Origin of the sequence: Micromonospora sp. ANENR4 (assembly GCF_015354395.1) — a bacterium.
In the GTDB taxonomy this organism is placed as follows: domain Bacteria; phylum Actinomycetota; class Actinomycetes; order Mycobacteriales; family Micromonosporaceae; genus Micromonospora; species Micromonospora aurantiaca.
Genome location: NZ_JADKYQ010000001.1, coordinates 193,516 through 220,109, shown reverse-complemented (window position 1 = coordinate 220,109; position 26,594 = coordinate 193,516). Strand labels below are relative to the sequence as shown.

Genomic DNA, 26,594 nt, shown 5'->3' with positions numbered 1-26,594 from the left:
ACGAACACGGGGAGGTGGCAGGTGCCCGACAGCGACGGGTTCGACGAGTTCTACCGGGGCAGCCGACAGCGGCTGCTCGGCTTCGTCTACGTGCTCACGGGTGACCTCGCCGAGGCGCAGGACGCCGTGCAGGAGGCGTACATCAGGGCCTGGCAGCGGTGGTCCACGGTGCGCGGGTACGACGACCCGGAGTCCTGGGTGCGGGTGGTGGCGAGCCGGATCGCGGTGAGCCGCTGGCGCAGCCTGCGCAGCCGGGCGCGCGCCTACCTGCGGCACGGCGCGGTGGCGGACGTGCCGGCGCCGAGCACCGAGACGCTGGACGTGGTCGCCGCGCTGCGCCGGCTGCCCGAGGCCCAGCGCACCGCAATCGCCATGCACTACCTGCTCGGCATGCCGGTCGCCGAGGTGGCGCGCGAGACCGAGGCGCCGATCGGCACCGTCAAGGCCCGGCTCTCCCGGGGGCGGACCGCGCTCGCCGGGCTGCTCGCCGTGGTGGACCTGGAAGAGGAGGCGGCAGATGCCTGACGACGTCGCACTCGTGGAGTTGCTGCACCGGGATCTGCGCAACGTCACCTGGCCGGAGCCGGAGGCGATCCGGGCCACCGCCCGGCGGCGCAGCCGGCGCTCCGCCGCGCTCGCTGCGGCTTCGGTGGTGGTCGTCGCGGCGCTCACCGCGACGCTCGTGGACCGGGCCGGCGCGCCGCCACCGCCCGCCGCCGGTGCCGTCGACGGGCGGGGGGAGATCGTGGCCGAGGCGATGCTGGAACCGGCCGACGTCCCGGTACCGACCGGTGAACGGCTCGGCGAGACCGGCCTCGACGAGCCGGTCCGGGTCGACGACCTGCTTCAGGTCTGCGCCCGGGAACAGGGGCGGCCGGCCGAGGAACCGCGCTCGCGCTACTCACGGGGGCAGACCCTGATGGAACCGCCGACCGAGCCCGCTACGACCATCGGATCGGTCCTCACCCAGGACGTCTACCGGATGGAGCCAGGCGAGGCGGGCCGGTTCGTCACCGACCTGGAGGGCACTGTCGCGGCCTGCGGGGCGTGGCGGACGACCGGCCAGGCCTACACCGAGCGGGGGATGGTCAGCGCGGATGTCGTGCACCGCTGGTACGTCGCGGCGACCGGCTTCGCCGGAGACCAGGCGCTGCTGCTGCGGCACGAGGCGAGCGTGCCGCCCGACGAGACGACCGGCTGGCCGCCCGGCTACGCGCCGTTGTTCGAGGACCGGCTGGTCGTACGGGTGGGTGACCTCGTGACGGTGCTGATCCCGTCCGGCCGGCTGCGGACCGACCTGCCCGAGGGCCAGGTGCCCGAGGCCAGGGTGACCGAGGAACAGGTGCGGCAGATGGCGCAGGTCGCGGCCGAGCGGATGTGCGTGGCCGCGAACCCGGGCTGCTGACGCCGGTGCCCCCGCCGCCTCAACGTCGGGGGCACCGGGCCGGCTACAGCGGGATGTTGCCGTGCTTCTTCGGCGGCAGCGTCTCGCGCTTGGTGCGCAGCACCCGCAGCGCCCGCACGATCTGGGTACGCGTCTCGTGCGGCGGGATCACCCCGTCCACGTAGCCGCGCTCGGCGGCGATGTACGGGTTGGCGAGCGTGTCCTCGTACTCGGCGATCTTCTCGGCGCGGACGGCGGCCGGGTCCTCGGCGTTCGCCAGCTCCGAGCGGTAGAGGATGTTCACCGCGCCCTGCGCGCCCATCACCGCGATCTGCGCGGTCGGCCAGGCGAAGTTCAGGTCCGCGCCCAGGTGCTTGGAGCCCATCACGTCGTAGGCCCCGCCGTACGCCTTGCGGGTGATGACGGTGACCTTCGGGACGGTGGCCTCGGCGTACGCGTAGATGAGCTTCGCGCCGCGGCGGATGATGCCGTCCCACTCCTGGCCGGTGCCGGGCAGGAAGCCGGGCACGTCGACGAAGGTGAGCACCGGGACGTTGAACGCGTCGCAGGTACGCACGAACCGGGCCGCCTTCTCCGACGCGGCGATGTCGAGCGTGCCGGCGAACTGCATCGGCTGGTTCGCCACCACGCCTACCGGGCGTCCCTCGACGCGGCCGAAACCGACCACCATGTTCTGCGCGTACAGCGGCTGCACCTCGAGGAACTCGCCGTCGTCGAGCACGTGCTCGATGACCCGGTGCATGTCGTACGGCTGGTTCGCCGAGTCCGGGATCAGCGTGTCCAGCTCGCGGTCCTCGTCCGTGACGTCGAGGATCGCCGGCGCGTCGAAGACCGGCGGCTCGTCCAGGTTGTTCGACGGCAGGTACGACAGCAGCGCCTTCACGTACTCGATCGCGTCCTCCTCGTCGGTGCCGAGGTAGTGCGCGTTGCCGCTGCGGGTGTTGTGGGTACGGGCGCCGCCCAGCTCCTCCATGCCCACGTCCTCGCCGGTGACCGTCTTGATCACGTCGGGGCCGGTGATGAACATGTGCGAGGTCTGGTCGACCATGACGGTGAAGTCGGTGACCGCCGGGGAGTAGACGGCGCCGCCCGCGCACGGGCCCATGATGAGCGAGATCTGCGGGATGACGCCGCTGGCCCGGACGTTGCGGAAGAAGATCTCGCCGTAGAGGCCGAGGGACGTGACGCCCTCCTGGATCCGCGCGCCGCCGGAGTCGTTGATGCCGACGACCGGGCAGCCGATCTTCATGGCGAGGTCCATCAGCTTGACGATCTTCTCGCCGAAGACCTCGCCGAGGGAGCCGCCGAAGACGGTGAAGTCCTGCGAGAAGACGCAGACCTGCCGGCCGTCGACGGTGCCGTAGCCGGTCACCACGCCGTCCCCGTACGGGCGGGTCTTCTCCAGCCCGAAGTTGGTCGAGCGGTGCCGGGCGAACTCGTCCAGCTCGACGAACGAGCCCTCGTCGAGGAGCATCTCGATCCGCTCGCGGGCGGTCTTCTTGCCCCGCGCGTGCTGCTTCTCGACGGCGCGTGCCGACCCGGCGTGCACCGCCTCGTCGAGCCGTCGCTCCAGGTCCGCCAGCTTGCCGGCGGTCGTGTGGATGTTGAACCCGGTCTCGGTAGTCACCCGTGGAATATAACGATGGTTCAGGTCGAAGAGGCTGTGCAGTGCGCCTCACTCGGGCCGTAGGCTGGCGGGATGCCCGGCTCGCCGTACACCGATCTGGACCGACCGCCGCTGTCGGCGGCCCGGCTGCGGCGCGCGCTGGTCGCGCCGCACGGCCCCTGGCGCCGCCTGGAACTGCTCGCCGAGACGGGCTCGACGAACGCCGACGCGGTGACCGCGGCGCGCGCCGGCGAGCCGGAGGGCCTGGTGGTGGTCGCCGAGCGGCAGACCTCCGGCCGGGGGCGGCGGGGCCGCGTCTGGCAGTCGCCGCCGCGTGCCGGTCTCGCGACGAGCGTGTTGCTGCGGCCCGGCGAGGCGGACGCCGAGCGCGGCTGGTCGCCGGTGCCGGTCACCGGGTACGGCTGGCTGCCGCTGCTCGCCGGTGTCGCGCTGGTCGAGGCGGTACGCCTGCTGGCCGAGCTGGACGCGCGGCTGAAGTGGCCGAACGACCTGCTGGTGGACGGCGCGAAGTGCGCCGGGGTGCTGGCCGAGGCGGTGCCGGGGGAGAGCGACAGGCCGCCGGCGATCGTGGTCGGTGTCGGGCTGAACGTGACGCTGCGCGCCGACGAGCTGCCGGAGAACCCGACCGGGCTGCCCGCCACCTCGCTCCAGCTCGCGGGTGCCACCGCCACCGACCGGGATCCGCTGCTGCGGGCGCTGCTGCGCGCGCTCGCCGACTGGTACGAGCGCTGGCGTGACGCCGGAGGGGACGCGGAGGCCAGCGGGCTGCGCGAGGCGTACCTGGCCCGGTGCGCCACCATCGGCCGTCAGGTACGGGTGCTGCTGCCCGACGGCAGCGAGGCGTACGGCACCGCCACCGGCGTGGACGGCGACGGGCAGCTCCTGGTCGAGACGGGCGCCGAGACGCTGCGGCTGGCGGCAGGCGACGTGCTGCACCTGCGGTGAGGGAAGGGCCCCCTGTCAACAACCACGGGTAGCCGTCCGCGCGGCCGATGCCGACCGGATGCGCCGACCGGTTACGGTCAGCGCGTCCTGTTCTGCGAGGAGGTTCCGCCGTGGCGTTCCCCGAAGACGTGCTCACCGAGGACGAGCACGTCGTGTTGCACCTGCACCCGCACTGGAAGGCCCTGATCCGGCCGGTCCTGGTGCTCGTGCTCGCCGTCGCGGCGGTCGTCGCCGGCTGGCTCCTGCTGCCCGACGGCAGCGGCGGCACGATCGCGCTCTACGCGATCGCCGTGGTCGCCCTGGCGCTGGTGCTGTGGCTGGGTCTGTGGCCGTTTCTGGTCTGGCGCACCACGCACTACCTGTTCACGAACGAGCGGGTGCTCCTCCAGCAGGGGGTGCTGTCGCGTAACCGGCGGGACCTGCCGCTGACCCGGATCAACGACCACGCCATGCACCAGCGTTTCGTGGAGCGGCTGCTCGGCTGCGGCACGCTGACCATCGAGTCGGCGGGTGAGCGTGGCCAGTCGGTGCTGCACGACGTGCCGGGCGTGGACAGGGTGCAGACGAAGCTCTACGAGCTGGTCGAGTCGCACCACGACAAGCACAGCCTGGGTGACGGCGAGATGCGCGAGATCCTGGCCGACATGACCGAGGGCAAGTCCCTGCGCGAGCAGCCCTGACCCGTCTGACGGAGAAGGCCGGCACCCCTGACCAGGGGTGCCGGCCTTCTCGTGGTTCAGCGGCGGGCGCGGCGGGGCTGGAGTTCCGCGGCGAGTTCGGCGTCCAGGTCGGCGCCGAGCGCCCCACCGAGTCCGGCGTCCGCCGGTGCGGGGCGACCACGCGGTGGCGGGAAGCCGGCCGCCCGGCCGGTGCCCGGAGCCGGTTCCTCCTCCTCCAGCTCGCTGACCGACTCGGCCAGCTCGGCCACCGGGTCCATCTCGGCGACGTTGTCCCACTCGTCACGCGGCACCGAGTGCCAGGTCTCCTCGGCGTGCTTGGGGACGGGCTGGAAGACGAACGTCCGGTAGGACCAGAAGCGGAACAGCGTGGCCAGCAGGACACCGATGGTCTTGGCGACGTTCAGCGCGAGCAGCCCGTGGACGCCGAGGCCGTACTTGGCCAGGGCCAGGACGCCGAGCTCGATGAGCAGGCCCGCCCCGTTGAAGAGGAAGAACAGGACGTATTCGCGCCGGAGTGCCGATTTCGGTCGATCACGGTACGTCCAGTGACGATTCATCAGATACGACGTGATCGTGGCGACAATCGTCGCGACCACTGTCGCCTTCAGCTGACCGTCACGGAAAACCGTGAGTGCCAGCGCATTGAACACCGCGTAATTGATGACGGTGTTGATGCCGCCGACGATGCCGAATTTGAGCGCCTCGTGGATGAACTTCTGCCAGCGCTCGGGCAGCAGACGGACTCCAGGCATGCGGAACACCTTAGGCAGTTGGCTGGGCCGGCTGGGCCCGGCGGGTCGGGATGGGCGGTTCGTCACGCCCCGGACTCTCGGTCGTGGCTCGTTGCCGGAACGGGAGGTGTTCCCGCCTCGACGAAGACGAACCGTCGGTACGACCAGAACCGGAAGAGCGTGCCCAGGCCGGTGCCGACGATGAAGCTGGCGAGGTTGTCGGCCAGGGGGGTCTGGAACACCGCGGGCCAGATCGCGCCGAGCCCGTAGTGGCTGATCGCCAGGCAGGCCACCGCGATGCCGAGGCCGACCGCGTTGAAGAAGAAGAACAGGGCGTACTCGCGGGCCGGGTTCGACCGCTGCCGGTGCCGCCACGTCCAGAACCGGTTGCCGAGGAAGGCGACTGTCGCGGCGATCACCGTGGAGATGGTCTTCGCGGCCAGCGGCGGCATGTCCCGGCCGCTGGACAGATAGTTGAAGAGGACGAAGTCCACGACGAAGGCGAGCCCGCCGACGGTGGCGAACTTGCTCAGTTCGTGGATGAGGTGACCGAAACGGTCGAGCAGTGCTCCGATCGGACCCCGGCGGGTCTGCGGAGCCCCCGGTTGGTCTCCGGTCATCGTCGCGGCCACCCGCCGAGAGTACCGGTTGTGCGGTAACCGGGCGGACTCCAACGGCGAGTCGGCCACGACGGCTTCGCCGCGGCTGTCTCGCGCGGGCCGCCCGGGTCGGAGAGGCGTCGCCCGTTCTCGATGTCCGTGAGCAGAGCGTAACGCGCTGTGCGAATCTGTGGAGCGCATCACGGAATCGTCTTTCGCGACATGTTCGTACGCTTCCCCGCGATCGGACGTCGGAGTCACTCCGGTGCCGGACCCGGCCGTCGAAGGTTCACCGCAGGATTTGCGTGAAACTGCGCGCGAAAGCGGGTATCAGATCGTGATGCCGCAGCGTGGCCGTACCTTGTGCAGTTCTTCACAACCAGTCCCACTGACTGACGAGGCAGTCCGGTTTACGCTGAGCCCAATCCCAGGTTTCCACGAGGCGGCGTACCAGCCCGCCGGAACTCGTGCACCCCATAGATCGGTCAGCGTCGACCACAAGGAGAAGTGACATGGTTGCTCCGGCTGCTGTTCGGGGTATCGATCAGGCCCCGACGTCCCACCCCAAGCTGCTGGCCTGGGTACGTGAGGTCGCGGAACTGACCACCCCCGACCGCGTGGTCTGGGTGGACGGGTCTGATGAGGAGTGGCGCCGCCTCACCGACGAACTCGTCGAGAACGGCACCCTGATCCGACTGAATCCCGAGAAGAAGCCCAACTCGTTCTACGCGCGTACCGACCCCACGGACGTCGCCCGGGTGGAGGAGCGCACCTTCATCTGCTCCGCCGACGAGGCGGACGCCGGCCCCACCAACAACTGGATGGCGCCGGCCGAGATGAAGCGGACGATGACGGAGCTGTACCGCGGCAGCATGCGCGGGCGCACCATGTACGTCATCCCGTTCTGCATGGGCCCGGTCGAGGCCGAGAACCCCATGTTCGGCGTGGAGATCACCGACAGCCCGTACGTCGTCGCCTCGATGCGGATCATGACCCGGATGGGGTCTTCGGTCCTGGAGGCGATGGGCGACGACGCCGACTTCGTGCACGCGCTGCACTCCATCGGCGCCCCGCTCGCGCCGGGCGAGCAGGACGTGGCGTGGCCGTGCAACGAGACCAAGTACATCTCGCACTTCCCGGAGACCCGGGAGATCTGGTCCTACGGCTCCGGCTACGGCGGCAACTCGCTGCTGGGCAAGAAGTGCTACTCCCTGCGTATCGCCAGCGTGATGGGGCGCGACGAGGGCTGGCTGGCCGAGCACATGCTGATCCTCAAGATCACCTCGCCGGAGGGCAAGGTCTACCACATCGCGGGCGCCTTCCCGTCGGCCTGCGGCAAGACCAACCTCGCCATGCTGGAGCCGACCATCCCGGGTTGGAAGGTCGAGACGATCGGCGACGACATCGCCTGGATGCGGTTCGGCGCGGACGGCCGCCTCTACGCGGTCAACCCCGAGTACGGCCTGTTCGGCGTCGCGCCCGGCACCGACTGGAAGACCAACGCCAACGCCATGCGGACGCTGGACCGGGGCAACTCCATCTTCACCAACGTGGCGCTGACCGACGACGGCGACATCTGGTGGGAGGGCATGGGTGAGCCGCCGGCGCACCTGATCGACTGGAAGGGCAACGACTGGACGCCGGAGAGCGAGAACCTCTCCTCGCACGCGAACAGCCGTTTCTGCACGCCGATCACGCAGTGCCCGATCCTGGCGGACGACTACTACGACCCGAACGGCGTGCCGATCGACGCGATCCTGTTCGGTGGCCGTCGCCGGGACACCATCCCGCTGGTCACCGAGGCCCGCGACTGGGTGCACGGCGTCTACATGGGGGCCACCCTCTCCTCGGAGACGACCGCCGCCGCCTCCGGCGCGGTCGGTGTGGTCCGCCGCGACCCGATGGCCATGCTGCCGTTCATCGGTTACAACGCCGGCGACTACTTCCGGCACTGGATCGAGATGGGCAAGGGCGCGGACGGCGACGAGGCCAAGCTGCCCAAGATCTACTACGTGAACTGGTTCCGCAAGGACGCCGAGGGCAACTTCCTCTGGCCGGGCTTCGGCGAGAACTCCCGCGTGCTCAAGTGGGTCATCGAGCGGCTGGAGGGCCGGGCCGAGGCGGTGGAGACGCCGATCGGCATGGTCCCGGCGCAGGACGCGCTCGACGTCGAGGGTCTGGACATGACCCCGGAGGACGTCCGGATCGCGCTGAAGGTCGACGCGGACGAGTGGCGCAACGAGCTGCCGCTGGTCACCGAGTGGTTCGAGAAGTTCGGGGACAAGCTCCCCGGCGTGCTCTGGGCCGAGCTGGACGCGCTGCGCGCCCGGCTGGACGCGGAGCCGCAGAAGTAACAGGTGTGCCTGTTGCCCGCGCCGGGCAACATCGGATGCCATGAGGACGGCCGCTGAACCTGTCGAGGTCCGGCGGCCGTCCGCCGTCCGGGCGCTCACCACGCTGCTCGCCGTGACCGCGGCGGCCACCGTCGTGGTCGAGCTGCTCAACTACTGGTACGCCCCGGAGCAGGAGTTCGGTCTGGCCGTACGCACCGGCTGGGCGATGCTCCGGTCGCTCGGCTTCCTGCTGCTGATCGGCCACGTGAACAAGGGACGGGTGGGGGCCCGGCCGTTCGGGCTGATCCTGGCGGTGACCACGATCTTCGCGGTCGGGCGGCTGATCGTGCCCCGGCAAGGGGTGCCCGCGCTGCCCGGCCTGGTCGGGTTCGCCGTGCTCACCGCGTTCTGCGTCGCCGTCGTGGTGTTGCTCTACCGCTCCGAGGCGATCCGCGCACACCTGGTCCGGCACCGCAAGGGCCTGGTCGTCGAGGGCGGGACGATCGCCTGGCGGGAGGTGGCGCCGAGGCGCCCGCAGGCGAACGGCTGGCTGCTCACCGCCCGCGTCGCGGCGTTCACCTACAGTCCGCTGATGCTCGTGCCCGCGCTGGTGGCGACGGGTGCCGTGCTGGACGGGCGGCTGGCCGCCGTACCGGCATTGATCTTCTGGTTCGGCGCCGGCATCGCGGTCAGCTACGCCGTGCTGTTCTGTACCGCCTTCCTGCTGCGTGACAAGGCGTGGGCGCGGAAGGGCCTGGTGGCCGTCACGCTCGGCGTCCTCGCGATCGACCTGCCCCTGTGCTGGTGGCTGCTCGGCACCGACGGCCTGATCCGCGACGGCGCCCCCCTGGTCACCGCCGCCGCCCTCACCCTCTGGTCCCTCAACCGAGCCACCCGCACCCCACCCCACCCCGTCGATCATGAAGTTGACGGCGATTTCGATCTCCGTTGATGCCGCCAACCTCATGATCGTCGCCCGGGGCGGGGCGCGGCGGGGCAGGATGAGGGGGTGTGGGACGTCGTGGTGGTGGGGGCGGGGCCCGCTGGGGCCGCCGCCGCGCTCGGCGCGCGGCGGGCCGGGGCGGCGCGGGTGCTGCTGCTCGACCGGTCCGACTTCCCCCGCGACAAGGCGTGCGGGGACGGCATCGCCGCGCACGCGCTGGACGTCCTCGCCGAGCTGGGCGTGACCGGCGCCGTCGACGGCTACGCACCGCTGCCCGCGCTGCGCCTCGTGGGGCCCGGTGGCGGCACCGTCGCCCGGACGCTGCCCCGGCCCGCGTACACGGTGCCCCGCAAGGTGTTCGACGCTCGCCTGGTCGCGGCGGCGGTGGCCGCCGGCGCGGAGTTGCGGCGGCACACCGTACGCCGGGTGGAGATCGCCGCCGACCGGGTGCTGCTCGACGGCGAGCTGCCCGCGCGGGCGGTGGTGGGCGCCGACGGCGCCGGATCGGTGGTACGGCGCGCGCTCGGCCACCCGGTCAACCCGGACCGGCACCTGGCGCTCGCCATCCGGGGCTACGCGCCCGCGCCGGCCGGGCCGCCGGAGCAGCTGATCGTGACGTCCGCGGCGCGCTGGCCCGCGTACGCCTGGGCCTTTCCGATCGGCGACGGTCGCGCGAACGTCGGGTACGGGGAGGTGCTGCGCGGCGAACCGCTCAGCCGCGCGCACCTGGTGGACCGGATGGCCGCGCTGCTCCCGGACGTCGACCCGGCCACGGTGACCGGGCTGCGGGCGCACCACCTGCCGCTGTCCACCCACCGGCCGGCGCCCGGCCGGGGGAGGGTGGTGCTGGCCGGGGACGCGCTGTCGCTGATCAACCCGTTCACCGGCGAGGGCATCTTCTACGCGCTGCGCTCCGGGGCGCTCGCCGGTGCGGCGGCGGCCGGCTCCCCGGCCGAGGCCGCCCGGGTGTACGCCGCCGCCCTGCGCGCCCGGCTCGGCACCCACCTGCGGCACAGCTCGGTGGCGGCGTGGCTGGCCCGGCGGCGCCGGGTGGTCGACGCGGTGGTCGGCGCGGCCCGGCGGGACGAGCGCGTCTATCGCACCGTCGTGGAGCTGGGACTCGGCGACGGCCGGCTCGACGCGCGCACCCTGATGGCGATCGGCGCGGACCTGCCGCGACCGCGCCGGACCGGCTCGCCCTCAGGTGATATGCCACCGAGACACTGATCTCTCCCGCGGGTCGCTACCCTGCAAGGTGATGACTCTGCGGAAACTCCTCTACTCCGTGTACGAGCGCCGGCTGACGGCGAAGCTCGCGGGCAAGCCCGTACCCGCACACGTCGGCGTGATGTGCGACGGCAACCGCAGATGGGCCCGGGAGATGGGCTTCGTCGACCCGAACGACGGCCACCGGATGGGCGCCGAGCGGATCAAGGAGCTGCTCCGCTGGTGCGACGCGGCCGGCGTCGGGCACGTCACACTCTGGTTGCTCTCCACCGACAACCTGTCCCGCCCGGCCGCCGAGCTGGACCCGCTGCTCCAGATCATCGAGGACCTCAGCACCGAGCTGGCCGAGGAGGGCAACCCCTGGCGGCTGCGGATGGTCGGCGCGCTCGACGTGCTGCCGGCGCAGCACGCCGCCGCGCTCAAGGCCGCCGAGGAACGCACCCGCGACCGCGACGGCGGGGCTCAGGTCAACATCGCGGTCGGGTACGGCGGGCGGCGCGAGATCGCCGACGCGGTCCGCTCGCTGCTGGTGGAGCACGCGGCGAACGGCGGCACGATCGAGGAGCTGGCCACCTCGATCAACGTCGACCACATCTCCGAGCACCTCTACACGAAGGGGCTGCCGGACCCGGATCTGATCATCCGGACCAGTGGCGAGCAGCGGCTCTCCGGCTTCATGCTCTGGCAGAGCGCGCACTCGGAGTTCTACTTCTGCGAGCTGAACTGGCCCGACTTCCGCAAGGTCGACTTCCTGCGGGCCCTGCGCTCCTACGCCACCCGCCAGCGCCGCTTCGGCACCTGACCCACCCTCGCCCCGGCCGCCCCGCCCCGCCCTCGCCCCGCGCGCCTCGGCGATCTTGCACCTTCGGCCCCGAAAGCGTGGCTTATGCCCCCTTTTCCGGGGCGGCAAGTGCAAGATCGCGGAGGAGAGACGGGCCCCGGGGCCCGGGGGGTCAGCGGAGGTGGGGCAGGGCTGAGGTGAGGAAGTCGGCCAGGGCGGCGGGGGAGTCCAGGGTCAGGTCGGCGGCGTCGGCCACCTCGTGACCGGTCTCCGGGTTGGCGACCGCGACGCAGACACCGAGGAAGTCGGGATCGGCGGCGGCGCGGGCACGCAGCGCGGCGAACGCCTTGATGTCGGAGACGTCGTCGCCGAAGTACCAGGCGCCACCGGCGTCCCGGACCGTCTCGCCGATCACCATGCCCTTGTCCCGGTCGACCGGAGGCTTGAGTTCCAGCACCATCCGGCCCGGCTGGGCGCGCAGCCCCAGCCGCTCGGCCTGGGCCCGGCCCCACTCCTGCACCAGGTCGCCGAGCTGCGGGGCGGTACGCCAGTGCAGCGCCACGGAGAGCCGTTTGAACTCGACGAGCGCGCCGGGCGGCAGTTCGGCGCGGGCCTGCTCGGCCAGCTCCGACATGGTCGGCACCCACGGCAGGGCGGCCGGCTCGGTGACCGTCTCGCCGCCGGAGTGGCTGTGCTCCAGGCCGTAGAGCCCGTACAGGTCGATGCCGGCGAGGCCGCCGAGGTGGTCGCGGAGGAAGTCCACCGGGCGTGCGGAGACGATGGCGATCCGGCGGACGTGCGGGGCGAGTGCCTCCAGTGCGGTGAGCACGTTGGGTGCGGGCCGTACGGCCGTGGGATCGTCGTCGACGGGCGCGAGGGTGCCGTCGAAGTCGAAGAAGAGGACGACGTCACCCGCGCGGGCGGCGGTCGCACGCCAGGCGTGCTCCGCGTTCAACGGGGTCTTCGGCTGCTGGTTGCCCAGATTCAACGGCGGCACGCGCGTCAGCGTACCCCGCGCCGGGCGGCGTATTCGTGGCCGAGATGTGACGTCGGAACGACGTGGTGATCAGCGTTCGGCGGCTCCTCGTCCCCGGCGACCGAACGGCACCACTGCTGCCTCCTGCCCGTGGCTGAGCAGGTAGCCCTCCACGAAGCCGGTGTTGCGGTCGCCGGTGTGCGCCTCGATCTCGTTGAGCCGCGCCACCAGGAACTCGGTGAGCGCGCTGACCCGGTCGTTTAGTCGATCGTGCAGCTCGGCGACGACGGCGAGGATCACCGCGGTGCCGGCTGTGGTGAGCGCGAAGAGGTTGACGACCAGGGGAAGCTGCCCGCCGTCCAGTACGCCGACCACCACGTTGCCGGTCACGCACGATGTCAGCGACACCACCGCGACCACGACTGCCAACCATTTCAGGGTCATGGACAGACCCCTCCTTCTGTCCCGCAGGGCTGGGTTCGGCTGTGTCCCGTCCCCCCGCCGATGACGAGCCCCTAGCAGTACAAACGTGGACGCTAGCGGGTCCGATCCGTCCCCGCGGCGAAACGATCGGGTCCGACCTTCCGTTCTTTCGCCATCTGAGGAACTACCCGGCCTGTTTACCCCTATTTCGGACACCGCCCGGCAGCGTCGGGCGATATGCGAGGTAACGAATGGTTTCTCGAATGTGGAACTTCTCCGCGTCGGAGACGTTCGGGTCGACCAGCCGGCGCAGCAGCGCCTCCACGTCCGGGTCCATCGGGGGCGGGGCCGGCGCGGTGCGCGGTCCGGCGGCCCGGTCCCAGCCGAGCGCGGTGAACGCGACGGCCGGATCGAGTCCCAGCCCTTCGCAGAAGGCGACGACGCGTTCCGCCTCCGGGTCGCTCGCCCAGTCGCCGCGTACCCATCGGTTGATGGTCTGGCGGGAGACGCCGGTGCGCCGGGAGACCTCGGTGCCGCTCCAGGCCCGCAGCGCGCGGGCGTCGTCGAGCGCGCGCCGGACGAAGGTGGCGAACGCGATCTTCCGTGCGTTGGTCGTCTCGGTCACCCCGTGACGGTACGGCCAGTCGGTCCCGGGAGGGCGGCTCGGCACGCTGCTGTCACGCCGACGTGACGTCGGTGGCGGATTTCCGGTAAACGATCCAGTGCTGCTCCTGAGGGGTGTCACCCGGGCAGAATAGATGGACGCCAGTACGGCGGCAAAGGCCTGAAAAGCTGATACTGTCACGCTCATGAGACAACTTACGGTGTGTCACGTGCTTGAGACGACGAGTGCTCACATGCGTCACTCCGCGGGTGCCGAGGGGGTCTCGTGACCGAGCTCGCGACCCGTGCCCAGGCCTTCGGGCTGATCGCGGACGGAGTGTCCGCCGGGCTGAGCGCCCCCTGGCGTCTCTATCTCGCCCGCGGGTGCCGGTACCTCTCGCTCAGCGTCGGCGACCGGGGGGAGTGGGACGCCTGGCGTACCCACCTCGGCTGCCCCGAGCTGAGCGTGCGGGTCTACGACTCCGGCGGTGAGATCCGCCGGGCGTCGGTGGCCGAGGTGATCCTCGACGGATGCCGGATCAGCGTCGAGCTGGTCGAGGAGGTCAGCACCGACGACCTGGAACGGCTGCTGGTGGTCGACCCGCTCCCCGGGGCGGACGAGCGATGACCCCCTTTCTCGCCGTGGTGCTCGTCCTCGTGCTCGGCTCCACCTGCTACGCGGCCGGCCGCCTGCACGGCCAGCTCAGCTACCGCATCGGCTACCGGTTCGGTTACCGCCAGGGCTACTTCGACGGTGACCGGGGCGCCTGGAACCGCCGCCGGCGCGACGCCCAGGCGGCCATCGCCTCCGCGTTGTCCGGTCCCAGTCCCACGGTGGTGACGTCGGCCGGCCGCTCGGCCGTGCCGTTCGCCGGCACCTCCGTACCCGCGGCGGTCGCCGCCCGGCCCGGCTCCGCTCCGGCCGTCCGCGTCACCGCCACCGCCCAGTTCGGCGGCGTCGGGCGGGTGGGCACCACGTACACCGGATCGTCGTTCGGCGCGGCCGGCGCCGGACCGCGGGCCGGGACGCTGGTGCGCCGCCAGGGCTGAGGCCCGCGCCGCGTCGCGGCGCCGCAGTGGACGACCGGCCGGGGTGCGCGCAGGGGGCATGCATCCCGGCCGGTTCCGGTCCGCCGGTCACTCGAACGGGTGTACGTCAGGCGAAGACCGGACGATGATCCACGCGCGCCTCTAGCCCCGCGGCCCCGGTGCGATTAGCGTCTAGGCATGGCACGGGGTTTTCCCGGGCCAGCCGGACAGCCCGGACCTGCGTCCTCGCGCACGGGGCCCGCATCCGACCCCGTGTCCTCCGGGCACCGGAAGAGGCGGAACTCGGGTGGCCGGGTGCCCATCCGCGGAGCAGGCCTGTGACCACTCGCCGTACCCCCGCCGGAGCCGAGCAGACCCCGGCCTCGACCGCCCCGACCCGCCGGACCACCCGCAGCCGCCGCGGCGCCGCCGCCGAGGCCGAGGAGCCCCGACCAGCCGGCCCGGCCTTCGTCCTGGACACCTCGGTCCTGCTGTCCGACCCGGCCGCCTTCCACCGCTTCGCCGAGCACGAGGTGGTGCTGCCGCTGGTGGTGATCTCCGAGCTGGAGGGCAAGCGACACCACCCCGAGCTGGGCTGGTTCGCCCGCCAGTCGCTGCGCATGCTGGACGAGCTGCGGGTGCGGCACGGCCGGCTGGACCGCCCGGTGCCCGCCAACGATCAGGGCGGCACGCTGCGGGTGGAGCTGAACCACACCGACGACGGGGTGCTGCCGCCCGGCTTCCGCAACGAGTCGAACGACGCGCGCATCCTTTCCGTGGCGCTCAACCTGGCCGCCGAGGGGCGTGAGGTCACGCTCGTCAGCAAGGACATGCCGCTGCGGGTGAAGGCGGCCTCGGTGGGCCTGCGCGCCGACGAGTACCGGCACGGCCAGGCCAGCGATCCGACCTGGACCGGGATGGCCGAGCTGGACCTGGCCGAGGAGGAGATCGGCCGGCTGTACGCGGGCGAGGCGCTCGACGTCGACGCGGCGGCGGGCCTGCCCTGCCACACCGGCCTGGTGCTGCACTCGGGGCGGGGCTCGGCGCTGGGACGGGTGCTGCCGGACAAGACGATCCGGCTGGTCCGGGGCGACCGGGAGGCGTTCGGCGTGCACGGGCGCTCGGCGGAGCAGCGGATCGCACTCGACCTGCTGCTGGACGAGTCCATCGGCATCGTGTCGCTCGGCGGGCGGGCCGGCACCGGCAAGTCCGCGCTGGCGCTCTGCGCCGGCCTGGAGGCGGTGATGGAGCGTCGCCGGCACAAGAAGGTGATCGTGTTCCGTCCCCTGTACGCGGTCGGCGGCCAGGAACTCGGCTACCTGCCCGGGTCGGAGTCGGAGAAGATGTCGCCGTGGGCGCAGGCCGTCTTCGACACGCTCGGCTCGGTGGTGCACGAGAACGTGCTGGAGGAGGTCACCTCGCGCGGGCTGCTGGAGGTGCTGCCGCTGACCCACATCCGCGGCCGGAGCCTGCACGACGCGTTCGTCATCGTGGACGAGGCGCAGTCGCTGGAGCGGGGCGTCCTGCTCACCGTGCTGTCCCGGATCGGTCAGGGGTCGCGGGTGGTGCTCACCCACGACGTGGCCCAGCGGGACAATCTGCGGGTCGGCCGGCACGACGGGGTGACGGCGGTGATCGAGGCGCTGAAGGGGCATCCCCTCTTCGCGCACGTCACCCTCAGCCGATCGGAGCGTTCTCCGATCGCCGCTATGGTCACCGATCTGTTGGAGGACATCCCCGGCTGACTGCCGCTTTTGCCCCACTTTGTCCGCATTTTGAGGGTGACGCAGATCACTTTTAGGCCCGGCCATTTCCCACCGGCCTCACTGTGCGCAATGGTGTCCATCGAGCGTCACCTACCACTCGGGAGCCGGACACGGCCCGAAGTCACACCGGTACCGGTGCGCTCACGGCACCGGCGTGACCCGACCCGGCCATGCGCGTGCCGTGTCCCTGCCCCCGACGAAGGGAAACTTCGTGAGTCGGCTCTGGAGCCGGTTCGGCGCCCGTACGGCCGCTGTCGCGCTGCTCTCCGTGGGCGTCGCCGGCGGCTTCTATCTGGGTGAGGATCGACAGACCCAGCAGCAGGGCCTGACCGCGCAGGTCGGCCTGGAGGTCGACCAGGCGGAGTACGCGTACCAGCGCGACCGGCTGTCCGACCACCGCGTGGACTCGTCCCGGCAGCGGGCCGCCGAGTACCAGGCGAAGCTGCGTGCCGCCGCGGCGGCGAAGGAGGCCGCCGAGCGGGCCAGGAAGGCCGAGGCGGCCGCCGCCACCCGCAAGAAGGAGCGGGCCGCGGCCGAGGAGGAGGCGGAAGCCAAGGTCAAGCCGTACGACGGCCCGATCCCGTCCTCGTGCGCGGAGTACAGCGGCAACCGGAAGATCGGTTGCGCCGTCATGCTCGACAAGGGCTTCGGCATCGACCAGTTCCCCTGTCTGGACAAGCTCTGGACCAAGGAGAGCGGCTGGAACCCGAAGGCTTCCAACAGCTCGTCCGGGGCGTACGGGATCCCGCAGGCCGTGCCGGGCAGCAAGATGGCCTCGGTGGCCGACGACTGGAAGACCAACCCGGCGACCCAGATCACGTGGGGGCTCGGCTACATCAAGGGCCGGTACGACACCCCCTGCGGCGCCTGGCAGAAGTCACAGAGTTCGGGCTGGTACTGACATCACGACGGCGGCGGGACACGCGGGGAGACCCGGTGTCCCGCCGTCGTCGTACCGGCCCCGACTGGCGGCCTGCCGCTTTTGCTGATAGCTCTTGGTAGGTGACCTGGCACGGCGGCCCCAGCGGCGACCCCTACCGGTTCGGCACCGACGCGTTCTACGCGGCGCTCGGCCGGGCCTTCGTCGCCATGTGCGCGGTCGTGCCGGTGCTGTTCCTCATCGAGGCGCTCGACGTCGGCCTGCGACTCGGCCTGGACTACACCGCCGGCATCATCCCGCAGCGGCTCCAGGGCCTGGACGGCGTCTTCTTCTCACCGTTCCTGCACGCCGGCTGGAACCACCTCTACAGCAACAGCATCCCGCTGATCCTGCTCGGCACGTTCGTGCTCGCCGCGGGCACCCGCCGGTTCCTCTGGTCCACCGCCGTCATCATCCTGGTCAGCGGCCTGGGCGTCTGGTTCACCGGCTCACCCAACTCGGTGGTGGTCGGCGCTAGCGGCGTCATCTTCGGCTACCTCGGCATCCTGCTCACCCGGGGCGTGGTGGAGCGGAGCTGGTGGAACTTCGCCGTCGGCCTGCTGGTCGGGTTGCTCTACGGCTGGCAGCTGCTCGGCATCCTGCCCACCGACGAGCGCATCTCCTGGCAGGGCCACCTGTTCGGGCTGCTCGGCGGCGTGGTCGCGGCGATCCTGTTCCGCCGCCGCAACGACACCGGCGAATCCGACCGCCTCGGCTCACCCAGGATGACGCTGCCCTGACGGCGCGTTGATCGAAGCGCGGGACATGCTTGCCCGGGGCCACCCGCCCGCCTACCGTTTCGGCATCAGCACGGGGTGATCCGAAGCGGAAAGTGACGGTACGCCATGCGCGAGGTCGATGTCGCCGTGATCGGGGCCGGTCCCGCCGGGCTCTTCGCCGCCTACTACGCCGGTTTCCGCGGACTCTCCGTGTCGGTGATCGACGCGCTGCCCGAGCCGGGCGGTCAGGTCACCGCGATGTACCCGGAGAAGCTGATCCTCGACGTCGCCGGCTTCCCCGCGATCAAGGGCCGTGAGCTGGTCACGAACCTGGTCGCCCAGGCCGCGCCGTTCCACCCCGACTACCGGCTCGGCGTACGCGCGGAGAAGCTGTCCTACCTCGACGGCCGGCCGGTGCTCGGCCTCGCCGGCGGTGAGCAGCTCACCTGCGGCGCGGTGCTGGTCACCGGCGGGCTCGGCAGCTTCACGCCCCGGCCGCTGCCGGTCGCGGAGAGCTTCACCGGCGGCGGGATCGTCTACTTCGTGCCGCAGCCGGCCGAGCTGACCGACCGGCACGTGCTCATCGTCGGCGGCGGCGACTCGGCGTTCGACTGGGCCGCCACGCTCGCCCCGCTGGCCCGGTCGGTGACGCTGGTGCACCGGCGGGACCGCTTCCGGGCGCACGCCGCCACCATCGAGCGTGTCCGCGCGCTGCCGGTGCGGATCGTGGTGAACGCCGAGGTGAGCCGGCTGTACGGCGAGGAGACGGTCACCGGCGCCGAGCTGACCGTACGCGGCGGCGAGGTGGAGACGCTGCCGGTGGACACCGTGGTGGCCGCGCTGGGCTTCACCGCCGACCTCGGCCCGCTCGCCGAGTGGGGGCTGAACCTCGACCGGCGGCACATCGTGGTGGACAGCGCGATGGCCACCAACCTGCCCCGGGTGTTCGCGGCCGGTGACATCACCGAGTACCCGGGCAAGGTCCGCCTGATCGCCACCGGCTTCGGCGAGGCCGCCACCGCCGTCAACAACGCGGCCGTCGTCATCGACCCGACCGCGCACCTGTTCCCCGGTCACTCCTCCGACGGCACCTGACGCCGATCGGCGTCAGGGCAGGCCGACCAGGTCCGCCATCAGGCCGATCTGGTGGTCGAAGTACTCGTCGCGGTGCGGTAGCGCCCGGTTGATCCGGCCGAACAGCTCGAAGCTGATCAGCCCGAACAGCTGGGTCCAGCCGGCCATGCCGCGGGCCAGCAGCGCGGGTGGCACGTCCATGCCGAGCAGCCCGACCAGTTCGGCCACGTCGCCGCGCAGCGGCTCGGGCAGTTCGTCGTCGGGCGGGGCGAGCCGGCCGGAGGCCAGGCCGTCGCGCAGGATGCCGACCAGGGTCACCGGAGGGCGCTGGGCCGGCGCGACCGTGTCGTCCGGGGCCGCGTACCCGGGCACCGGGCTGCCGTAGAGCAACGCGTACTCGGCGGGGTGGGCCAGCGCCCACGTACGGGCCGCCCGGCAGGCGGCGAGCCACCGTCCGCGCAGGTCGGCCTGGTCGGCGGCGGCGTCGGCCGCCTCCACCGCGTCGCCGAGCGCGTCGTACGCCTCCAGGATGAGCGCGGTGAGCAGGTCGTCGCGGCTGGGGAAGTAGCGGTAGATCGCCGAGGAGACCATGCCGAGGTCGCGGGCCACTGCGCGCAGGGAGAGGTTCGCGCCGTCGGTGTCCAGGTGGCGGCGGGCGACCGTCTTGATCTCTTCGATCATCCCGGCGCGGACCCGGGCGCGGAGCGAGGGAGCGACCATGCCGTCACTCTGCCACGGATGAGAGCAGCAATCAAAAGAGAGAGCACTGCTCTTGACGTGGGCTGCTCGCATGAGTCATGCTCTGTTTCGAGAGCGGTGCTCTCGCTTCGAACAACTGCTTCAGTGAAGGTGGACCTGTCATGGCACTGCACGTGATCGTCGGCGCCGGCCCCGTCGGCACCGCCACCGCCCGCCTCCTCGCCGAGCGCGGCGAGCGCGTGCGCGTGGTCACCCGGCGCGGCACCGGCCCCGAGCACCAGGCGATCGAGCGGGTGGCCGCCGACGCCGCCGACGCGGACCGGCTCGCCGCGCTCACCGAAGGCGCTGACGCGCTCTACAACTGCGCCAACCCGGAGTACCACAGGTGGCGGACGGACTGGCCGCCGCTCGCAGCCGCCCTGCTCACCGCCGTCGAGCGCAGCGGCGCCGTGCTCACCACAGTCGGCAACCTCTACGGGTACGGCCCGGTCGACGCCCCGATGACCGAGGCCACCCCGCTCGCCGCCACCGGCGTCAAGGGCCGGGTCCGCAACCGGATGTGGGCCGACGCCCTGGCTGCCCACCGCGCCGGCCGGGCCCGGGTCACCGAGGTACGCGGCTCCGACTACATCGGCCTCGGCGGCAACTCGCTGCCGATGATGGTGCTGCCCAAGGTGCTCGCCGGGCAGCGGGTGTTCCTGCCGGTCGCCTGGGACGCCCCGCACACCTGGACGTACGTGGGAGACGTCGCCCGTACCCTCGTCGCCGCCGCCACCGACCCGCGGGCCTGGGGACGAGCCTGGCACGTGCCGAGCGCGCCCTCGATGTCCATGCGGGCGCTGGCCGACCGGGCGGCGAAGCGGGCCGGGGCGCCGGCACCCCGGCTGATCCGAATGCCCTACCCGGTGCTCTGGCTCGGTGGCCTGGCCGACCCGTTCGCCCGGGAGCTGCGGGAGACGGCGCACCAGTTCGCCGGGCCGTTCGTGATGGACTCCACCGCCGCGAGCGAGACGTTCGGGATCGAGGGGACGCCGCTGGACCGGGTGGTCGACGAGATGGTCACCGGCCTGCGGGCCGCCGCACCCGCCGCCGCCCGTTAGGGGCGGCGGGCCGGGCCGAGGGCGGCGACGAGCACCGCGACCAGGGTCAGCGCCGCGGTGGCCAACCCGACACCGTCGCCCGGTCGACAGCGTGTCCGGCTCACTCCTGCTCGGCCAGCGGGCGTCCGTCGAAGTCGACAGCCGAGTAGAGGGCGAGCTTCTCCAGGCGGTGGTACGAGTCGATCACCCGGATCGTGCCGCTCTTGGAGCGCATCACGATCGACTGGGTGTACGCGCCACCGGAGCGGTACCGCACGCCGCGCAGGAGGTCACCGGAGGTGACACCGGTGGCCACGAAGAAGCAGTTGTCGCCGGTGACCAGGTCGTCGGTGAACAGCACCCGGTCCAGGTCGTGCCCGGCGTCCAGCGCCTTGCGGCGCTCCTCGGCGTCCTTCGGCCAGAGCTTGGCCTGCATCATGCCGCCCATGCACTTGAGCGCGCACGCCGCGGTGATGCCCTCCGGGGTGCCGCCGATGCCCATCAGCACGTCCACGTCCGACTCGCCGCGGGCCGCCGCGATGGCGCCGGCGATGTCGCCGTCGGAGATGAACCGGATCCCCGCGCCGGTACGCCGGATCTGCTTGACCAGGTCGTCGTGGCGCGACCGGTCCAGCACGCACACGGTCACCTCGGCGGCGTCGGTGCCCTTGACCTTGGCGATCCGGTTGATGTTCTCGGCCACCCCGGCGTTGATGTCCACCACGTCGGCGTACATCGGGCCGACCGCCAGCTTCTCCATGTAGAAGACCGCGCTCGGGTCGAACATCGCGCCGCGCTCGGCCACCGCGAGCACCGCCAGCGCGTTCGGCATGCCCTTGCTCATCAGCGTGGTGCCGTCGATCGGGTCGACCGCCACGTCCACCTCGGGGCCGGTCCCGTCGCCGACCTCCTCGCCGTTGAACAGCATCGGGGCGTTGTCCTTCTCGCCCTCACCGATCACCACGACGCCGCGCATCGGGATCGAGTTGATCAGCTTTCGCATGGCGTCGACAGCTGCGCCGTCGCCGCCTTCCTTGTCGCCCCGGCCGACCCAGCGGCCGGCGGCCATCGCCGCGGCCTCGGTCACCCGGACCAGATCGAGGGCGAGGTTGCGGTCGAGATCCTGGGGCGTCCGCGTCCTGGTGGTTGTCATGGCGGCCTCCTCGCGACGTTGCGGGGTGGGACCGGCGGCCACCGCCGCCGGTTTTGTCGCTGATCCTCACACGATCTCAGGTTCGCCGTCCCGGCGGGGCGGAGGAGGCCAGGATCACGTCCCCCGGTGGGCTGCGACAATGGCCCGGTGGAAGCCGCACAGCCTGCCGACCGCACACCGACCGACGCCACCCCGCCGGACGGCCAGCCGCCGGTCCGACCGGACGGCGGCCCGGCCCCGTCCGAGGGGCAGCCCGCGCTGGTCGAGCCGGCTGCCGCGGCCGGCGAGCCCGCGCCCGCCGAGCCCGTGGTCGCCCCGGCGGCGGGCAAGGCCCGGTCCGAGCGGTCGCCGAAGGACATGGCGCTGTCCCTGCTGATCCTGCTGGTCCCGATCGCGCTGCTGCTCGCCTTCTACCGGGGCTTCCTCGGGGGCGACTCGCCGGTCACCGTCGACCCGGCGCCCGCGCTGGAGCAGGCCCGCTCCGCGAACGCCTTCCCGGTCAGCGAGCCGACCGGTCTGGGCGACGACTGGCGTACGGTCAACGCCCGATTCCGGACCGAGCCGGACGGCTCGACGCTGCGGATCGGATACGTGACCCCGGAGGGCCGGGGCGCGCAGCTCGTGGAGAGCAACGTCCCGGCGGAGAAGCTGCTGCCGGCCGAGCTGACCGAGGGGCAGCCGCAGGGCGCTGCCGACCTGCCCGGCGGGCTGAGCTGGCAGCGCTACACGGCACGCGGCAACGAGCAGGCGCTCGTCCTGCTGGAGCCGAACCGCACCGTGATCGTGGTCGGTGACGCGGGCGAGACGGAGCTGCGCAAGCTCGCCACGTCGCTGCGCTGACATCCTCCCTCCGGGTGAGGCGGGATTGCGGATCCCCGCTTCCGGGAACAGAAGGGACATCGAGCCCGGACGACCCACCTGGAGAGGTTGACGTGAAGATACGACGCTTCAGCGCCACCGCGTTCGCCGCGGCGCTGCTCATTCCCGGCCTGGCGGCCTGCAACGGCAACGGGACGACGTCCGACGCCTCCGCGACCCCGAGCGCCTCCGGCAGCGTCGCACCGAGCGCCACGGCGTCCAGCAGCGCGGCCAAGCAGGCCCTGCTCGACTCCACGAACGCGATCCGCGAGGGGAACTTCAAGTTCTCCATGACCGGCGCGGGCTCCACCGCCGAAGGGCAGGTGCACGAGCCGAGCCAGAGCGCCGACATGCGGATGACCATCGGCGACCCGTCGTCGGACCTGATGATGAAGCTCGACCTCATCCACGCGAAGCCGGACAGCTGGGTCAAGCTGGAACTCGGTGGCACCGCCGCCGCGCAGATCCCCGGCGTGAAGAACCTCAACACCGGCAAGTACCACCACCTCGACCAGAACCGGATCAAGGGCAACCGGGCGCTGGGCTTCGACTTCGAGAAGCTCGACCCGGCCGGCAGCGCCGTCCTCACCCAGGGCATCACCGAGGTACGGCAGACCGGCGAGGGCGCGTACGAGGGCACCGTCGACGTGTCGAAGGCCGCCGAGGCGGGTTCGCTCGACCCGGCCGTGATCACCGCGCTCGGGGCGCAGGCCCAGTCGGTGCCGTTCACCGCCAAGGTCGACACGCAGGGGCGGCTCAGCGAGATGGTGCTCAAGATCCCGGCCGCCGGCCAGAGCGCCGCGCAGGACCTGAAGATCACCTACACCGACTACGGCAACGCGGCCCCGGCCCAGAAGCCCTCGGCCGACCAGGTCGTCGAGGCGCCCTCCGAGCTGTACAACCTGTTCAACTGAGGTCCGCGGTGGGGTTCGGCGAGCGCGCCGGACCCCACCGTCAGTCCTCGGCGCGCTGGCGGGCGGCGTCGATGCGGGCGCGCGCGCCGTCCAGCCAGCGCTGACACACCCCGGCGAGCTGCTCGCCGCGCTCCCAGAGAGCCAGCGACTCCTCCAGCGAGGTGCCGCCCGCCTCCAGCTTCTCCACCACCGAGGCCAGCTCGGCGCGGGCCTGCTCGTAGCTGAGCTGTTCGTCCTGCTTCCTGCCGGTCATCGTCTCTCTTCCCTCAGCCGTCGACGGTCGCGGTCAGCTCGCCCTCGGCGAGGCGTACCCGCAGTGGATCGCCCTTGGCGACCTCGGAGGCCGCGCGGACGACGTGGCCGTCGGCGCGCTGCACGATCGCGTAGCCGCGCTCCAGCGTGGCGGCCGGGGACAGCGCGCGCAGCCGGGCCAGCGTGTGCCGCAGGTCGTCGGTGGCACCCCGCAGCCGGTGCTCCAGCGACCGGCCGGCGCGGTCGCGCAGCGCTGACACGTCCACCGCCCGCTGTTCGACCATCACCTGCGGCCGGGCCAGCACCGGGCGGGAGCGCAGCAGGTCGATCCGGTGCTGCTCCCGGTCGACCAGGTGACGAACGGCCCGTTCGAGCCGGGACCGGGCCTGGCCGATCAGTCGGACCTCCTCGGTCAGGTCCGGCACGATGCGCTTCGCCGCGTCGGTCGGGGTGGAGGCGCGCACGTCGGCGACGTAGTCGAGCAGCGGCGCGTCCGTCTCGTGGCCGATCGCGCTGACCACCGGTGTGCGGCAGGCGAAGACCGCCCGGCACAGCGCCTCGTCGGAGAAGGGCAGCAGATCCTCGATGCCGCCACCGCCCCGGGCGATGACGATCACGTCGACGGCCGGGTCGGCGTCGAGCACCTTGAGCGCGCCGACGATGTCGGGTACCGCGCTCGGCCCCTGCACCGCCACGTTGATCGTGCGGAAGTCGACGGCGGGCCAGCGGCGGCGGGCATTGGTCAGCACGTCCCGCTCGGCCGCCGAGGCGCGGCCGGTGATCAGGCCGACCCGGCCCGGCAGGAACGGCAGCCGCCGCTTGCGGGACCGGTCGAACAGGCCCTCGGCGGCGAGCAGCTTCTTGAGCTTCTCCAGCCGGGCCAGCAGCTCGCCGAGGCCGACCTGGCGGATCTCGTCGGCGCGCAGGCTGAGTGTGCCGCGCGCGGCGTAGAACTCCGGCTTGGCGTGCAGCACCACCCGGGCACCCTCGCGCAGCTCCGGCGCGCCCGCGTCCAGCACGTCGCGGTTGGTGGTGACGGTGAGGCTGAGATCGGCCGACGGGTCGCGCAGCGTGAGGAAGACGGTGCTCGCGCCGGGGCGGCGGCTGATCTGCGCCACCTGGCCGTCGACCCACACCCAGCCCAGGCGGGCGATCCAGGCGCCGACCTTCTGGCTGACCACCCGGACCGGCCAGGGCTCCTCGGCCGTGCTCCGTCCGTCCGGGCTGCTCCGCCCGTCCGGCGCCCCCCGGCCGTCCTCTCCCGCGCTCACCCGCCCACCCTACGGCCCGGGACCGACAGCGCCCGCGCGTGCCTCGCGGCCGCTGCCGTGCGGGAGGGCGGCACGTACGATGGGCGGGTGACTGACGCTGAGACGACTCCCCGGACCGGCAAGCGCGTGCTCCTGGCCAACCCCCGCGGCTACTGCGCGGGCGTGGACCGGGCGGTGCAGACCGTCGAGGAGGCGCTGAAGCTCTACGGCGCGCCGATCTACGTGCGCAAGCAGATCGTGCACAACAAGCACGTGGTGCGCACGCTGGAGGCCCAGGGCGCGATCTTCGTGGAGGAGAACGAGGAGGTGCCGGAGGGCGCCACCGTCATCTTCTCCGCCCACGGCGTCGCCCCCGAGGTCTACGACCAGGCCAAGCAGCGCTCGCTGCGGGCGATCGACGCCACCTGCCCGCTGGTCACGAAGGTGCACCACGAGGCCCGGCGGTTCGCCGCGCAGGACTACGACATCCTGCTCATCGGGCACGAGGGGCACGAGGAGGTCATCGGCACCGCCGGTGAGGCCCCCGCCCACATCCAGCTCGTCGACGGCCCGGACGGCGTCGACAAGGTCACCGTGCGCGACCCGGAGAAGGTGGTCTGGCTGTCCCAGACCACGCTGTCGGTGGACGAGACGCTGGAGACCGTGGCCCGGCTCAAGAAGCGGCTGCCGCTGCTCCAGTCGCCGCCCAGCGACGACATCTGCTACGCCACCTCCAACCGCCAGCACGTGGTCAAGGAGATCGCCCCCGAGTGCGACGTGGTGGTCGTGGTCGGCTCGCGCAACTCCTCGAACTCGGTCCGGCTGGTCGAGGTGGCGCTCGACGCCGGAGCCCGCGCCGGCTACCTGGTCGACTTCGCGCACGAGATCGAGGACGCCTGGCTTGCCGGGGCGAGCACTGTGGGTGTGACCTCCGGCGCGAGCGTGCCCGACGAGCTGGTCCAGCAGGTGCTGGCGCACCTGGCCGAGCGCGGCTTCGGCGACGTCGAGGAGATCACCACCGCGGACGAGCGGCTGACGTTCTCGCTGCCGCAGGAGCTCAAGCGCGACATGAAGGCCGCCGCCGCGGCCCGCGGCTGACCGGGAACGGATCGGCCGTCCGCCGCGTCCAACCGACCATGAAGACTCCTCGTACGGTGCTCGTCGCACTGCTCGCCGGCCTCGCGCTGACCGCCTGCGCCGCACCCGGCGACGGGTCCGCCGATTCCAGCCCGAGCCCGAGCCCGAGTACGACGGGAGCCGCCCCCGTGACCAGCCAGCCCGACCCCGGCACGAGCCCGAAGCGTCCCGGCCCCTCCTGGAAGGGTGGCCCGTCGACCCCGCCGGGGGTCGGCGGCACCGTCATCAGCGGCACCGTGCAGGCCGGCGTCGAGCCGAACTGCCTGTTGCTCGACGGCCACCTGCTCGTCGGCGGGCCGCGCGACGTGCTCAAGCCCGGCGCCCGGGTCGAGGTCACCGGCCGCCCCGAGCCGGGCATGATGACCACCTGTCAGCAGGGCACCCCGTTCGTGGTCGAGTCCGCCCGCCGCGCCTGACCGCAAGCACGAAGGAGCCCCGCCCCCTCCGAGAGGGGACGGGGCTCCTTCGTGTC

29 protein-coding genes are annotated in these 26,594 nt (G+C 72.1%); 19 read left to right on the top strand and 10 right to left on the bottom strand.

The features are described from left to right. Positions 1-21: 21 nt before the first annotated feature. Together IRY44_RS01000 and IRY44_RS00995 are read left to right on the top strand one after the other, a co-directional pair. The gene (locus tag IRY44_RS01000) at positions 22-525 is read left to right on the top strand and encodes a SigE family RNA polymerase sigma factor (RefSeq protein ID WP_194798594.1); all 504 of its coding nucleotides are present in this window, start codon (positions 22-24) and stop codon (positions 523-525) included. Continuing rightward, positions 518-1,405, top strand: coding sequence for a hypothetical protein (locus IRY44_RS00995; RefSeq protein ID WP_194798593.1), 888 nt, complete (start codon positions 518-520; stop codon positions 1,403-1,405). Before IRY44_RS01000 ends, IRY44_RS00995 begins: the two co-directional genes overlap by 8 nt. A gap of 43 nt (positions 1,406-1,448) precedes the next feature. Here IRY44_RS00995 and IRY44_RS00990 read toward each other — a convergent pair whose 3' ends face one another. After that, entirely contained in the window at positions 1,449-3,032 is a 1,584-nt protein-coding gene (locus tag IRY44_RS00990; RefSeq protein ID WP_013284052.1) for an acyl-CoA carboxylase subunit beta, read from the bottom strand. Between the two features lie 72 nt (positions 3,033-3,104). Here IRY44_RS00990 and IRY44_RS00985 point away from each other — a divergent pair, with 72 nt between their 5' ends. Then, the gene (locus tag IRY44_RS00985) at positions 3,105-3,977 is read left to right on the top strand and encodes a biotin--[acetyl-CoA-carboxylase] ligase (protein ID WP_194798592.1); all 873 of its coding nucleotides are present in this window, start codon (positions 3,105-3,107) and stop codon (positions 3,975-3,977) included. Between the two features lie 110 nt (positions 3,978-4,087). After that, entirely contained in the window at positions 4,088-4,657 is a 570-nt protein-coding gene (locus tag IRY44_RS00980) for a PH domain-containing protein (protein WP_194798591.1), read from the top strand. A 56-nt stretch (positions 4,658-4,713) separates the two neighbouring features. Here the strand turns inward: IRY44_RS00980 and IRY44_RS00975 are convergent, their stop codons facing one another. Next, complete coding sequence (locus IRY44_RS00975; RefSeq protein WP_194798590.1) at positions 4,714-5,409, bottom strand: GtrA family protein; 696 nt, start codon at positions 5,407-5,409, stop codon at positions 4,714-4,716. A 62-nt stretch (positions 5,410-5,471) separates the two neighbouring features. Further along, on the bottom strand, positions 5,472-6,008 hold the full coding sequence (locus IRY44_RS00970) for a GtrA family protein (RefSeq protein ID WP_194798954.1): 537 nt from the start codon (positions 6,006-6,008) through the stop codon (positions 5,472-5,474). Positions 6,009-6,499: 491 nt separating this feature from the next. Here IRY44_RS00970 and IRY44_RS00965 point away from each other — a divergent pair, with 491 nt between their 5' ends. Genes IRY44_RS00965 through IRY44_RS00950 form a run of 4 tightly spaced genes read left to right on the top strand, consistent with a single transcriptional unit; the run spans position 6,500 to position 11,292 of the window. Beyond that, a complete protein-coding gene (locus IRY44_RS00965) occupies positions 6,500-8,341 on the top strand; it encodes a phosphoenolpyruvate carboxykinase (GTP) (RefSeq protein ID WP_194798589.1) in 1,842 nt (613 codons plus the stop codon). Between the two features lie 40 nt (positions 8,342-8,381). Continuing rightward, positions 8,382-9,272, top strand: coding sequence for a hypothetical protein (locus IRY44_RS00960; protein ID WP_194798588.1), 891 nt, complete (start codon positions 8,382-8,384; stop codon positions 9,270-9,272). A gap of 57 nt (positions 9,273-9,329) precedes the next feature. Further along, positions 9,330-10,490, top strand: a complete 1,161-nt coding sequence (locus IRY44_RS00955) for a geranylgeranyl reductase family protein (RefSeq protein ID WP_194798587.1) — start codon at positions 9,330-9,332, stop codon at positions 10,488-10,490. Positions 10,491-10,521: 31 nt separating this feature from the next. Further along, complete coding sequence (locus tag IRY44_RS00950) at positions 10,522-11,292, top strand: isoprenyl transferase (protein WP_194798586.1); 771 nt, start codon at positions 10,522-10,524, stop codon at positions 11,290-11,292. Between the two features lie 151 nt (positions 11,293-11,443). On the opposite strand, the gene otsB is transcribed toward IRY44_RS00950, so the two are convergent. From otsB to IRY44_RS00935, 3 genes are all read right to left on the bottom strand, one after another. Next, positions 11,444-12,268 (bottom strand): trehalose-phosphatase, encoded by an 825-nt coding sequence (gene otsB, locus IRY44_RS00945; RefSeq protein WP_194798585.1) that lies wholly within the window; start codon positions 12,266-12,268, stop codon positions 11,444-11,446. Between the two features lie 69 nt (positions 12,269-12,337). Further along, positions 12,338-12,691, bottom strand: coding sequence for a hypothetical protein (locus IRY44_RS00940; protein ID WP_013284062.1), 354 nt, complete (start codon positions 12,689-12,691; stop codon positions 12,338-12,340). Positions 12,692-12,854: 163 nt separating this feature from the next. Beyond that, positions 12,855-13,295, bottom strand: coding sequence for a helix-turn-helix transcriptional regulator (locus IRY44_RS00935; protein ID WP_194798584.1), 441 nt, complete (start codon positions 13,293-13,295; stop codon positions 12,855-12,857). Positions 13,296-13,559: 264 nt separating this feature from the next. On the opposite strand from IRY44_RS00935, the gene IRY44_RS00930 reads away from it, so the two are divergent. The 6 genes from IRY44_RS00930 (at position 13,560) to IRY44_RS00905 (ending at position 18,801) form a co-directional block, all read left to right on the top strand. Continuing rightward, positions 13,560-13,901 (top strand): hypothetical protein, encoded by a 342-nt coding sequence (locus IRY44_RS00930; protein ID WP_013284064.1) that lies wholly within the window; start codon positions 13,560-13,562, stop codon positions 13,899-13,901. After that, positions 13,898-14,323, top strand: coding sequence for a hypothetical protein (locus IRY44_RS00925; RefSeq protein WP_194798583.1), 426 nt, complete (start codon positions 13,898-13,900; stop codon positions 14,321-14,323). The genes IRY44_RS00930 and IRY44_RS00925 overlap by 4 nt, the downstream gene beginning before the upstream one ends. Before the next feature lie 317 nt (positions 14,324-14,640). Continuing rightward, the gene (locus tag IRY44_RS00920) at positions 14,641-16,047 is read left to right on the top strand and encodes a PhoH family protein (RefSeq protein ID WP_194798582.1); all 1,407 of its coding nucleotides are present in this window, start codon (positions 14,641-14,643) and stop codon (positions 16,045-16,047) included. Positions 16,048-16,279: 232 nt separating this feature from the next. After that, on the top strand, positions 16,280-16,969 hold the full coding sequence (locus IRY44_RS00915) for a transglycosylase SLT domain-containing protein (RefSeq protein ID WP_194798581.1): 690 nt from the start codon (positions 16,280-16,282) through the stop codon (positions 16,967-16,969). Between the two features lie 101 nt (positions 16,970-17,070). Beyond that, a complete protein-coding gene (locus IRY44_RS00910) occupies positions 17,071-17,727 on the top strand; it encodes a rhomboid family intramembrane serine protease (protein ID WP_013284068.1) in 657 nt (218 codons plus the stop codon). Between the two features lie 105 nt (positions 17,728-17,832). Further along, the gene (locus IRY44_RS00905) at positions 17,833-18,801 is read left to right on the top strand and encodes an NAD(P)/FAD-dependent oxidoreductase (protein ID WP_194798580.1); all 969 of its coding nucleotides are present in this window, start codon (positions 17,833-17,835) and stop codon (positions 18,799-18,801) included. 12 nt (positions 18,802-18,813) lie between these two features. On the opposite strand, the gene IRY44_RS00900 is transcribed toward IRY44_RS00905, so the two are convergent. Continuing rightward, a complete protein-coding gene (locus IRY44_RS00900; RefSeq protein ID WP_194798579.1) occupies positions 18,814-19,500 on the bottom strand; it encodes a TetR/AcrR family transcriptional regulator in 687 nt (228 codons plus the stop codon). Between the two features lie 140 nt (positions 19,501-19,640). On the opposite strand from IRY44_RS00900, the gene IRY44_RS00895 reads away from it, so the two are divergent. Then, the gene (locus IRY44_RS00895) at positions 19,641-20,579 is read left to right on the top strand and encodes an NAD-dependent epimerase/dehydratase family protein (RefSeq protein ID WP_194798578.1); all 939 of its coding nucleotides are present in this window, start codon (positions 19,641-19,643) and stop codon (positions 20,577-20,579) included. Positions 20,580-20,679: 100 nt separating this feature from the next. Here the strand turns inward: IRY44_RS00895 and glpX are convergent, their stop codons facing one another. Then, entirely contained in the window at positions 20,680-21,711 is a 1,032-nt protein-coding gene (gene glpX / locus IRY44_RS00890; RefSeq protein WP_194798577.1) for a class II fructose-bisphosphatase, read from the bottom strand. 147 nt (positions 21,712-21,858) lie between these two features. Between glpX and IRY44_RS00885 the strand changes: the two genes are divergently transcribed. Together IRY44_RS00885 and IRY44_RS00880 are read left to right on the top strand one after the other, a co-directional pair. Further along, the gene (locus tag IRY44_RS00885) at positions 21,859-22,551 is read left to right on the top strand and encodes a DUF4245 domain-containing protein (protein ID WP_194798576.1); all 693 of its coding nucleotides are present in this window, start codon (positions 21,859-21,861) and stop codon (positions 22,549-22,551) included. Between the two features lie 92 nt (positions 22,552-22,643). After that, positions 22,644-23,483 carry a hypothetical protein gene (locus tag IRY44_RS00880; protein ID WP_194798575.1) on the top strand — a complete coding sequence of 280 codons (840 nt, stop codon included), beginning with the start codon at positions 22,644-22,646 and terminating at the stop codon, positions 23,481-23,483. Between the two features lie 40 nt (positions 23,484-23,523). On the opposite strand, the gene IRY44_RS00875 is transcribed toward IRY44_RS00880, so the two are convergent. Further along, the gene (locus IRY44_RS00875) at positions 23,524-23,736 is read right to left on the bottom strand and encodes an exodeoxyribonuclease VII small subunit (RefSeq protein ID WP_194798574.1); all 213 of its coding nucleotides are present in this window, start codon (positions 23,734-23,736) and stop codon (positions 23,524-23,526) included. Positions 23,737-23,749: 13 nt separating this feature from the next. Beyond that, complete coding sequence (gene xseA, locus IRY44_RS00870; RefSeq protein WP_194798573.1) at positions 23,750-25,006, bottom strand: exodeoxyribonuclease VII large subunit; 1,257 nt, start codon at positions 25,004-25,006, stop codon at positions 23,750-23,752. A gap of 87 nt (positions 25,007-25,093) precedes the next feature. Here xseA and IRY44_RS00865 point away from each other — a divergent pair, with 87 nt between their 5' ends. Both IRY44_RS00865 and IRY44_RS00860 read left to right on the top strand, forming a co-directional pair. Then, on the top strand, positions 25,094-26,083 hold the full coding sequence (locus IRY44_RS00865; RefSeq protein WP_194798572.1) for a 4-hydroxy-3-methylbut-2-enyl diphosphate reductase: 990 nt from the start codon (positions 25,094-25,096) through the stop codon (positions 26,081-26,083). A gap of 38 nt (positions 26,084-26,121) precedes the next feature. Next, entirely contained in the window at positions 26,122-26,538 is a 417-nt protein-coding gene (locus IRY44_RS00860; RefSeq protein WP_194798571.1) for a hypothetical protein, read from the top strand. Positions 26,539-26,594: the final 56 nt, after the last annotated feature.